Genomic DNA, 11,401 nt, shown 5'->3' with positions numbered 1-11,401 from the left:
GTTTTTTAGTCATGAACGCCCGCACTTTCTACGCAATACGTTGAATCAATTCTATTTATACGTGCAATTCCTCTACAGTATTCATCTGGCATCAATTATGATTTATATACCAACACCACTTCCTTCGGCACCTCCGTTCCCGACAACCGTAGTCGGCGTTTGATGGGCTGGGGGACTGCACGGTTACCCGTGTTTCACACGATGGCACATCCAGACATTAGGCATGGGTTGGCAGATTGGCGTGGCCGCACTGTTGTGGTTGCGGTGTTTCTGCTCTTGGCAGCGCACGGGCTGGCGCTGTGGGGCTTTGCCATAGGGCTGCCCCCGGCCCCGTGGGGGGACGAAGTGCGCCATGCCCAGCGTGTTGCATTCGGGGCGCTGGGGTTGGTTTGGGCACCCTGGCAAGTGCCAACGCCAGATGCTGCATGGCCTGCCCCGATGGGGCGCTGGGTGCTGCCGGCATTGGGGCTGTGGTTGTGCGCAGAAGGATGCGCAGTGGGCCTGCGGCGTTACCTGCGGCGGCGGTGGATGGTGCAGCGCGGAGGGCACGCCGTGTTGCTGGGATGGTGCCCAGTGACATGGGAACTGGTGCAGCCCTGGCTGCGTGCAGGGCGCCAGGTTTTGGTGGTGGCGGAAAACGAAGACGCACGCCGGGCAGCCTTGCAAGCAGGTGCTGCAATCGTCTCTGGACGATGGGACGATGAACGCGTCCTGATCCATAGCGGCATCGCCGCAGCACACACGGTAGCCTGCATTGCTGGGCGTGACACCGAAAACATCGACGCAGCAGTGCATGTGGCTCGCCTCGTCGCAGCACAGCGCGACCGCTCCCTCATCCCGTTGCAGTTGCTGGTACACGTGGGCGACCCCTTTTTGCGGGCGAGTGTGGGTGGCCAGATCGACCAGTTTGCTGCGCGGGAGGTGGTGCAATGGAAACTGTTTTCTACGGCACAGATTGCGGTGCGCCGGTTGCTGCGCGATGCCCCCCTGCATTTCTGGCGTGTTCCCTCGCAGCCGGTGGCCAGTCTGGTTTGTTGCACAGACGAGGAAACGCTGCCCCGGCAAGGACAGTCTGCACCGCATTCATCGCCATGCCAGCAATGCGCAGCCGATGTCGATACACAACCAACGCTCCAAGATTCCGAACGGTACCAAGCACCTCGGCTATGGATCGTGGGCACCACCCCCCTGGCGGAAGAATTGGCGGTAGCCACCTTGCGCCAGGCCCGATACCCCAGTCTGGCGCTGGTGGGACGCGACGCCGAAGAATTCCGTGCATCCTTTTTGGCCCGTTGGCCTGGAGCCTGCGCCGTGGCCAATATGGTGTTCCTTTCCGCACCGGCGGAACTGGGCGAAGCGGGGTTGTCCCACTTGCTGTCGCTGCTCCCCAACCCCACCGGCATCCATTTCTGCCACGAAGACGATGGGGTAAACCTGGCTGCTTCCCTGACAGTGCAGCGCGCTTTTGTACAAGCCAACTTTCCCCTTCCGCCGCTGTACCTGCATTGTGTGCATCCAGGAAAACAGGCACTGCGTGGGGCGTTGGGAATGCACCCATGGTTCCTGCACTTTGGCACTGCTGCGGAAGTGGCACAGGAAATCCTGATGGGCGAACAGCTTGATGCCGTGGCGGAACGCATCCATGAGCGCTACGTCAATGACTCCCTTGCACGTGGCGATGCGCTGGGTTCCCGCCGCTCACTGCAACACTGGCCCTTACTGGCCGAAGACCTGAAAGATGACAACCGATGGGCGGCAGACCATCACTTCATCAAGGTGCAAGATCTGCGCCTTGCACTGGTGCCCCGCCAAGAGGTACCTGGCACCTTCCAGTGGAATGCCGCGCAAGTGGAAGCCTTGTCCCGCACAGAACACGACCGCTGGATGGTGCAGCGTCTGCTGACCGGGTGGCAGTACGCAGCCGAGCGTGACGATGCCCGCAAACAGCACCCTGACATCGTGCCGTGGGAAGAGTTGCCAGAGAACCGGCGGGAGCTGGATCGCGAGGTGGTGCGGCAGATGCCGGAGCTTTTTGCGCAAATGGGCTGGGCACTGTGTCGATGCCAGTATCTACTTGTGCGTGGCCCGCGTACACCGTGGGCTTTTCCCGAAGCGTTCGACCACGCCATCGACACCATATTGGCAACGGCCTGCACAGCACCACCACAGGCCGTTGTGCTGTGGTTAGGGGCGGACAGCGCCTTGGCGTGGCGGGTTGCCGAGCGCATGCAGGCTGCCAAGCGCGGGCGCATCGGTTTGATCCTCACCGAACCTTTGGATGGGTACCTGCGCGGGTTGCCAGACGACCCTACCCGGGCGCGGGTGCTGACCCTGCTGCGCCAGGCATCCGGTGTGCTGTACCTACCCGACCGACGCGACGCCATGCCTGCCTTGCAGCCGGATAGGGTGTTGCAGTTGTCCATTGACGGCAGCGACTTGCCCACACAGGGCTTCGATTGGGCCGTGGACGCAGCCGGGCGCGTGTTGCGGCGCCCACCACACGAGGCAGCACCATGAAGAAAACCCTATGGGGCATTGCACTATGGATGGCTGCCTCGCTGGCCACTGCGGTACCCCCGCCGCCTACAGCCGAGCGAGGGGGTACGCCAGTTTCCACCCCAATCAATATGCAGCGAAAGGTAGCGCTGGTCATCGGCAACGGCAAATACCAGAATCAGCCCTTGCCGAACCCCCCGCTGGATGCCCAGGCAATGACCATCCGATTGCATGAGCTGCAATTCGAGACCGGCTACACACTTATCGACGCCGACCGCACGGCCATGCTGCGTGGACTGACAGACTTTCGGGAAAGGCTGCGTGGCGCAGGCGTAGCGCTGGTGTACTTTGCAGGCCACGGCATCCAGATGGAAGGGCAGAACTATCTGATCCCCACGGACAACGACATGCAGCAAGAAGATGCTGTGAAATACAACGCCATCAAGCTTCAGGACGTGCTCGACGAGCTGGAGCGCAGTGGGGCACCGGTCAAGGTCGTCATACTGGATGCTTGCCGCAACAACCCTTTCGGCCGCAACCGTGGCGGCGGTGGCGGGCTGGCCGCAGTCAGCAACGCAGCGCAGGGCATGCTGATTGCCTATGCCACCTCCCCCGGGAATGTGGCGATCGACGGACGCCCCGGTGAAAACGGGGTCTACACGGCCCATTTGCTCAATGCACTCGGACAGCCGAATCTGACCATCGAGGACGTATTCAAACGCACGCGCCTTGGGGTAGCCCAAGCTACCCGGGGCAAGCAGATTCCGTGGGAAACCACTTCCCTGACTGGCAACCTGGTTCTGCGCCCAATTGGAGCACCTACAGGAACGATGACTGCTGCCGCTACGGTCAGTAGTGATGCCGTAGTTGGGGCTGCGCGGTCTGCTAGACCCGGCAGGTCGATCAAGGATGACGAGTTTCGGGATTGTGAACGCTGCCCGACGATGCATGTGCTACCCGCAGGCAGGGTACAGATTGGTTCCCCCGAAACCGAGCCGGGACACCACCTTGGCGAAGGGCCACAGAAGGAAGTGACCTTTGCCAAACCCTTTGCCATCGGAAAAATGGAGGTGCGTTTTCAGGAATGGGAGATGTGTCTGCTCGATGGGGGCTGTACCCATTGGCCGCAGGACAACGGATGGGGGCGCGGCAATCGGCCTGCGATCCACGTAAGCTGGGAAGATGCGCAGCACTATGTGAACTGGCTTTCCAAAAAGACTGGGTACACGTACCGCCTGCCTTCGGAATCCGAATGGGAATACGCCGCACGCGCTGGCACGCGCACCGCTCGACCATGGGGGGATGACATCGGCAATGGCAGTGCTCGCTGCCGCGACTGTGGGGCCAGTACGAACCGACCAGGCACCTCGGAGGCAGGCGCTTTTCCCGCCAACCCTTGGAAGCTCCATGACTTGCTAGGCAATGTGTGGGAGTGGACACAAGACTGCCACAGCCCCGACCTGCGGGACATTCCCCAAAACGGGCTGCCCACCACCCTGGGGGATTGCTCCCGACGAACCCTGCGTGGTGGTTCCTGGGATACAGCAGCCAAGGGGGTACGCAGCGCAAGCCGGTCAGCGTACCCAGTCAGCCGCCGGGAAGACAACATCGGGTTTCGGGTGGTGACAGAACTGGAATGAAGTACTGGCAAACATGCTGCCCACCAGGTACCCACGCCTGGTACCCACCCCGCATACGCAGCACATGTGCATCACATTGGTCACGTCCGTGCAGTCCCTATGCCTGAACCCTTACATCTTGTAGCCCGGCAATGAAAACCCTCGCACTCATCGCGCTAGTCACCAGCCTTGGGTTGTTTGTTCCCCAAGCGCGTGCTGACGCAGCGGGCAATAGGCCCCGCAAAAGCTCTGAAAAGAAAATATAGCCAGAATCAAGGGCCATAGAGCGAAGGCATGACCCTGAAAATCAACACCCTGCTAATGGATTATTTGGGTTCATATCAACAACCGACGTTAAATTTGGTTTACGGTCGGCCGAAGGCAAGGAAACCGGACCAAGCAGCGGGCGCGGCCAGGGAGCCGCCGGAGCTGATCATGTCCCGCTGGGCCGAGGACAAAGCGGAGAAGACATCCCTACCGTTCTGCCGGTGGCTGTAGAAGCGCTCCATGAGTCGGGCCGTAGCGTCATCGTTCACCCGCCACAGGCTGGCCACCACGGAGGGCGCGCCAGCGTAAGCGAAGGAGCGGGCCAGGGTGGCGTAATCCATGCCGTTGGCCCCTACGCCGCTTTCGCAGGCGGACAAAACCACCATTTCCGTATGCGTCAAGGGCAAGAGCATAGCGTCCACCATGGACATGCGGGTGCCGCCAGCAAGGACAAGGAAGCTCTTCGACGGATCCTGAGCATTCAGGTTGCCGTGGGTGGCCAGGTGCAGCCACCTGGTATCCCCTGCGCCGTCCTTCAGGGCCTGCATCGTGGCCGCTGAACCGATACGAACAACGCTGTTACTGCCGACAATGCTGCGGATGGTTTCCGCCTCCCGCTCGGCTCCAGGCAGGGTGCCATCAGGATTTCCGAATATTGCCGCCCCGCCCGGATGGGATTCCCGGGCCCGCAGAACCAGATCCATCAGGTACAACGATGGCAGCACGCCGATGTCCATCCTCTGCGCCACGTATTCGGGGAGGGGTTTTACGCTGCGCACCAGCGCAGAAAATGGCAGATGGGCAAGCGACCCCACGGGCACGATGTAAACGTGCTGATACCCGGCTAGGTCGTGCTCGACGGGACGCAGCAATTGCTCATAGAGCCAGTGCAGTTCCTCCGTCAGCCCCTCTGCACCACGAGACTTCAACTGGAAGGTGAGCAAATCGTCTCCCGTGAGGACAGGATTTGCACCACGATCCATCCTCAATCGTGCGGCCTCTTGGGCGATGACCGTACTCACAGCTTGGGCACGTGCGTACAGTTCCTGGCTTTTCACCGCCACCTCGCGCACTTCGCCGCCCCCGCGCTTGGCGATGTGGATGAGCAGTCGGTCAGCGGTGGGCAGGTACTGGACCACCACATCCTCCGGCGACAGCCGTTTACGCCATATGTCCAAATCGATGGGCTTCAGTTCCAGCATCTGATACAGGCCAAAGGCATCACGCTCAATGCGCGTCAACAATTCACGCTGTGCCCGTTCGCGCTGGTCCAGTTCCTGATCCAGGTTAGGCCCGGGCATCAACGATGCCGTTTCCTTGCCACTACTCTGCGTAGCTACAACATCTACCAGCATGGGATTGGGCCGGTCGCGTCGTGCTTTCAACGCGGCAATCTGGGTGTTGCCTGCGCTGAACTGTTGAGCCATCTTGCCGGTGATGCTATCTTTGGGCAAGCCGGGCAGGAGAGCACCGGCTTCGGCCCGCAATTTTTCGGACTCCAGTTCCCCTAGCGCCAGGTCGGAAAGATTTTCAGTAAGCAGGAACTGCATGGGATCGGCCCCGCCCGTCTCATAGATCAGAAGCCCCCGGTCGGTGCCTGCATATATTCGGCCAGCAGCATCGGTGGCGACGGCATGCACCATGCGACCACCATAGGACGCCAGGTGACGGTCTGGCAGTAGCCAGTTGAGACGATCTGGCAGTATCCAGCGGCCACCGCGCAAAGCCACCACGCCGCCGGCCGTGCCGAACAACCACATATCCTCGCCTAGACGGGCCCCACGGCTGCCCAGGAACAGCATGGGCTGGCGTTTCTTCAAATCACTGTACGAAGCCTCCTTCAGGGATTCCACCAGATCGTAGCGCTGGCCACTCTGGCGGGCAAATCCGGCAGCAGTGCCAACAATGGCGGAATCCGGGCCGATATTGGTGTAGCTGCTGATAAACCACGACCCATCCTTCGGAGTTTCCTTAATGACAAATCGCCTTCCATCCCACTCTAGCAAACCGCCTTTCATGGCCTGGCCACGGAAATAAAGATGACCTTCGTCAGAGGCCACCACCCAGATGCGCTTGTCCACAGTCTCCAAAACCCTGGAAATCATGTGGCTACGGGCAGGAAAGACCTCTGGATCTTTGTAGATGCTGAATTCACTGGTCTGGCCATCCTTGTGTCGGAAGACCGATGCCCCGGACGAAACCCATATCGTGCCATCGGACGCGACTAGCAGACTTGTGATCGCGTCGAAATGCTGCCCCCCTTCTCCCTTGGCCCTAGCGTCGAACAGTTCCGTCGGGGACATGCTATCAGCCGGAAAGCGCAGGATGGTCGTACCATCGTTGGTGATCAAGCCGCCCGCGACATCCAGCGCCAGGCGAGTCGACTTAATGTCGCTGAACGGACGTGCGCCGGCTCGTGGCCGGGTGAGGGTAACCACTTCCAGCCGGTCGCCGCGTGCAACGAAAGTTACCCCGCGGCCCGTATCGGTAAGCAGATCGTAAACGCGTCCGTCGTTGTCACCCGACACCTTGTCGCGGTCGAGCGCATAGATACCCTCACTGGTAGCCATGAAGGTCTTGCTCCCCGCCGAGGCCAGCAGGGAGACAACCGCATCCCGGTCGGCCAGAGGCAGCTTCTTTTCCTCGAAATGCTCGTCCCTGAATAATGACAAGCCCAGGTCGGTGAGCACCGCAAGAACCTGGCTGCCGTCATCGGCCAGCAGGGCGGACAGGCCTTCTATCTGGCGCGAGAAATGGATACCACCTGCATCGGCGATCCTCTCCGGGTTGCCCGGCTTGCCCTCGCCAGTCCACGTGGCCACGGTCACATCGTTCTGACGCAATATGAATACCCGGCCATTGAGCCATTGGGCATCGCGCACGCCCTGGCCGGTCACAAGGGTCTGTACCTGATCTCCGCTCACGCCGACAAGGGTGTTGTCGGTCCCAATCAGTACCACTTGCGCGTCATCCGGTGCCTCCTGCGCTTTGAGCAGGGTGATGCGGCTCGCCTGCTGGGGCGCGAGGGCTGGCGGCAGGATTCCGGCGCCCTTTTCGCCATAGAACATCAAGCCTGCCGGGGTGCCGGCGAGCACTCCGTCACGATATGGCGCAAGCCGTTCGACCCGGGGTGCGGGCAAGGTCCAACGCCCAGCCGCGCCGCCATAGTCTCCGGCAATGCGTACCAGACCATTGTCGGTACCTACCCACAACGCACCCTGGCTGTCCTCCGCCAGGGACAGCACCGCGAGAGCCCTTCCGGCTGCGTCGTAGGAAATATCCGGGGAAAACCGCTCACTGGCGGTGTCCCAGGCAAACCATTCCCAGAAGCCGCGGCGCAGCACCGACAGGCCCACCCGGGAACCCACCACCACATCGCCATTGCGCCGCACCAGCACGGCCTCAGCACGGGCATTCTCCGCCAAGTTGGCCGGCACTACGCTGCGCATCGGATAGCGCTGCCAAAAGCCCACGTTGTCGATATAGGAACGGGGCAACCAGTGGGCCAGATCCATCAGTTTGAGCGGATCCTTCGAAAACTGGGCCAGCACCTTGGCACTCAAGGCCACTAAAGAAGGGGCTTTGGTAGGCATCTCGCCCAGCCAGGCCTGCAAGCGGCTCCACTTGCGCCAGTCCTCCTCGGCGACACCATGGCTGTGCAACCTGAGGGTCACCCGATGCCACAGGACGGCGGCATCAAGGCCGGCCCGGAGGGTGGCAGGTGTCGCGCCCGGCTGCCATGCGGCTTCCAGGATGGCAGCCAGCCTGTCCCCCAAATCACGGGCATATTTACGGCGATCCCCGAGATGCTCGGCCAGCCAGGTGGCGGTGGCGAGTTTGGCCTTGAGAATCCGTTCCGCCAGGGCATCCCGATTCTTGCCGGGTTTTCCTCGCACGGTCGCTTCAACTGCACTCTCCGCTTGCTCAAGCTTCTCGAAAGCACTATCTTGAACCGGCAAATCTGGCACTTCATCCGCACTCGCCCGCTCGAATCTCTTGGACAGGCCGAGAAGCTCCTGAAAGGCCGAGGTTACGCGCAGCGCCACTTTGGGGCCACCACCGGCCACCACCTTGCTGATCTCGTTGTTCGCGTCGTATTCGATCTTTATGTCACCGACCCCCTTCACGCTGATGCGGGAAGGCTTGCTATTGGGGGCGTACTCAAAGCTGAGTTCATCACCTCCCTTTTGGGTGATGCGGGTGATGAGGTCCTGGGCATCGTATTCCAGGCGAATTTCAGATCCCCCCGAGTCCGCCAGCCGCAGCAGATTAATGCCCCGCGCATCGTATTCCGCACTGACCGAGGCGGCACCGACCCGCAGGAAGGTCAGGCGGCCGGTAATCGGATGGTAGCCACGCTCCACCTCGATGCCGCTGGGGTCAACGATGGTGGCGTGCATATGCACCAAATCTAGTTTCTCGGGCAACAAGAAGGATCGATTCGACTGTGCCTGCCCCCGGGCCGATTCAAACCAGCCCACATAGCGGTCACTTGGCGCAATCGATGAAGAACCATCGTATGTAGCACGGTAGTGGTCTTGGTGCGCTCCGAGACTATTGAGCGCAGTACTCTTGTTGTAGATAGGCCTCCACTCCCGCGCTACGCCTGGAGCCCTTTCTTCAAGTAGCCTGCTGTAGGCCAAGCCAACCACAGGGCTGCCACCCCACTTCGCGTGGCGCTCCAGACCCTCCGCCAGACGCTGCCCATCGTAAGGATTGCGATGAATATAGCGATTCAGTGCCAGGAAACTGCGGGCACCAATGGCGTTGTCGCTGAATTGAAAGAGAGTCGCCACGGCGCTCCCATCATCCGGCGATGCCGCGCTCCAGGCCATCAATTCCCGGGCTGCCTCCGGGTTTCTGCTGAGCAAGGACAATATGTCGAAACGTTGGTGATGAACTTCTCCCAGGCCGTAGCCCCCCTTTTCCGCTTCATCCAGGTCAGCAAGCGCCGCCCGCAGGTGATCGGCATTGACCACCGGCCTTTGCTTTTCGATCTTCGACGTCAGCGCGGCCCTCTTCAGAAGCAGTTCTGTTCGCCGCCCCTGCAAATCTGCGGGCATAGCCGCTAATCCCCGGGTAATGTGCGCCTGCATTTCCTCATAATTCCCAGCCTCGGCCGCTTCCCAGGCGCGGTAGTAATAGGGCCAGTAGGCCTGCGGCGCCAGGGCGATCGCTTCGTCGTCCATGACCTGAACCGGATGTCGATCCTTGCCGGATCGCCGCAACAACCGAGTCTCGAGCCTGTCCGCGATCAGCGAAGCTTCGGGGAACTCCCGCCGCAGGCGTTGTATTTCCACCTCGCTGCCCGCCGCACCGTGAATGTCGTCCACCAGTTCAAAATAGCGGTCAGCCCCCCAGGCGGTGAGTCCGTCTTCCACGAAAGAACGGCGCAGTTCTTCCAGGGCCTCGGGTTTTCGTCCCAGCTTCTGTAAGGACAAGGCTAGGTTGCGTAGCGTCCACCCCCCAAGATGGCGCTCGCTCTCCCGAGATCGCACGGCCTTCACCGCTTCTTCATGTTCCCCCCGCGCTTGCAACACACCCAGCATGACGTTGAAGAGGCGTGGGTCAGGCTTGCCAACCGCCGCCAGGGCATCCCGGTAGGCGTCCAGCGCCTGCTGAAGTTTGCCGTTCGCCTGACTGGCCTCCACCAAGCGGGACCAGGCATAAGCATTCTTTGGCTCTAGGAGAAGCACCCGGCGCCAAATGGTCACGGCCTCCGCAGGGCGATTGCTGCCCTGCTCCAGTTCCGCTTTGGCATTGAGGAATTCCACATCGTCGGGCCAGCGATTCAATGCCTGATCGAGAACACTGCGTTGTTCGCCTTGCTCCCCGGCTTCCTGCAGTGCCGCAGCCAGGTCAGCAAGAGCCTGTCGCTCGGTAGCGACTCCGGTTGGCGCATACCGCAGGGCATTTTGGGCCAGCATGCGCCGGGACTCCTCCAGGCGGTTGGCACGAATCATGGCCTTGGCCATGCGCACGCCCGGATTGCGGAAGGGAAAGGCGGATTCGGCGCGCCGCTGCAGTTCGATGGACTCATCCCAGCGCTGGCTGCCATAGGCCATGCTCGCCCGATAGCGCAGGGCGTGCCAGTCGCTGGTATCGTTCCAGAGTTGGGCAATGGACGCATAGTCAAGTCCATACAGCGCACGATCCTGCGCTATTCTCGCTACTGCTGGACCACTACGGGTAGCGGCAAACGTAGCCGCCATCTCCAAGGCCTTCTGACGGTCCGTAAGCGTGTTCTTCGAAGAGAACTGGTCGATGAAATTCCAAACCGGGCTAAATAACTGCGGGTTGAGCTGCCAGCTTGCCATGCGGTAGGCGAAGGCCAGATCCAGACGTTCCTCGGCTTCTGCGGCCGAAATCAGGAGAGTCACAGCCCACGGATCATTGAATTTCTTTAGGTCGCCGACGGGAAACCGTGCCAGCAACTCGTCGTTGCGACCTGCCCCTGAAAGGCTTTCTATGTCTGCGATAGCCGCCAGCTTTTCCTGCGCAGCGGCAGGAGCCAAGGATACCGCTTGCAGCGGCTTCACGCCCAAACTCTCCTGAACCCGCAGCCAAACCTGGGCGGCGAAGGGATGGGGAGCATTGCCCGCCAAATCCGCCGCCACTGCTTCTACCACGGCGGACTTCCGTTCCGCCAGGAAGTCGGCGGACCAGAGTTTGACGCGGGCATCATCGAAAAGATTTGCCGCACTGGCCGACAGCGGCGTACCGCTCACAACCGTACCCTCGGCTTTGTCTACCGACCAAGCTGAAGGTGTAACCGCCACCCCCCCGCATAATGTCAAGGCCATGACCGATTGCGCCAGACGCGAAACACCGTACTTGAACATGGAAATCCCTTTCGATATGAGTCTTTAGCATAACTTCTGCCGAAGCGAATAGTTCGACTGCATTTGTCGCCTATAAACCTAAATCTAAACCTGAATCCGTGTTTACCCAGCCGCCATGCACACTAAAGTTCACGTCGATTACTATTCATTTTGCGGGCGTTCGATGTCGGATTGAAG

General features: G+C 60.8%; 3 protein-coding genes. 2 read left to right on the top strand and 1 reads right to left on the bottom strand.

All coding sequences use genetic code 11. From position 1 onward, the window contains the following. The first annotated feature begins 201 nt into the window (after positions 1–201). Positions 202–2,517 (top strand): RyR domain-containing protein, encoded by a 2,316-nt coding sequence (locus CENROD_RS01025; RefSeq protein ID WP_022771197.1) that lies wholly within the window; start codon positions 202–204, stop codon positions 2,515–2,517. Beyond that, positions 2,514–4,136, top strand: a complete 1,623-nt coding sequence (locus CENROD_RS12280; RefSeq protein WP_022771196.1) for an SUMF1/EgtB/PvdO family nonheme iron enzyme — start codon at positions 2,514–2,516, stop codon at positions 4,134–4,136. The genes CENROD_RS01025 and CENROD_RS12280 overlap by 4 nt, the downstream gene beginning before the upstream one ends. A 344-nt stretch (positions 4,137–4,480) precedes the next feature. On the opposite strand, the gene CENROD_RS01015 is transcribed toward CENROD_RS12280, so the two are convergent. Then, positions 4,481–11,224, bottom strand: a complete 6,744-nt coding sequence (locus CENROD_RS01015; RefSeq protein ID WP_022771195.1) for a CHAT domain-containing protein — start codon at positions 11,222–11,224, stop codon at positions 4,481–4,483. Positions 11,225–11,401 lie beyond the last annotated feature (177 nt).

Origin of the sequence: Candidatus Symbiobacter mobilis CR, assembly GCF_000477435.1 — a bacterium.
GTDB lineage: Bacteria > Pseudomonadota > Gammaproteobacteria > Burkholderiales > Burkholderiaceae_C > Rhodoferax > Rhodoferax mobilis.
This window is presented reverse-complemented; position numbering and strand designations above follow the sequence as displayed.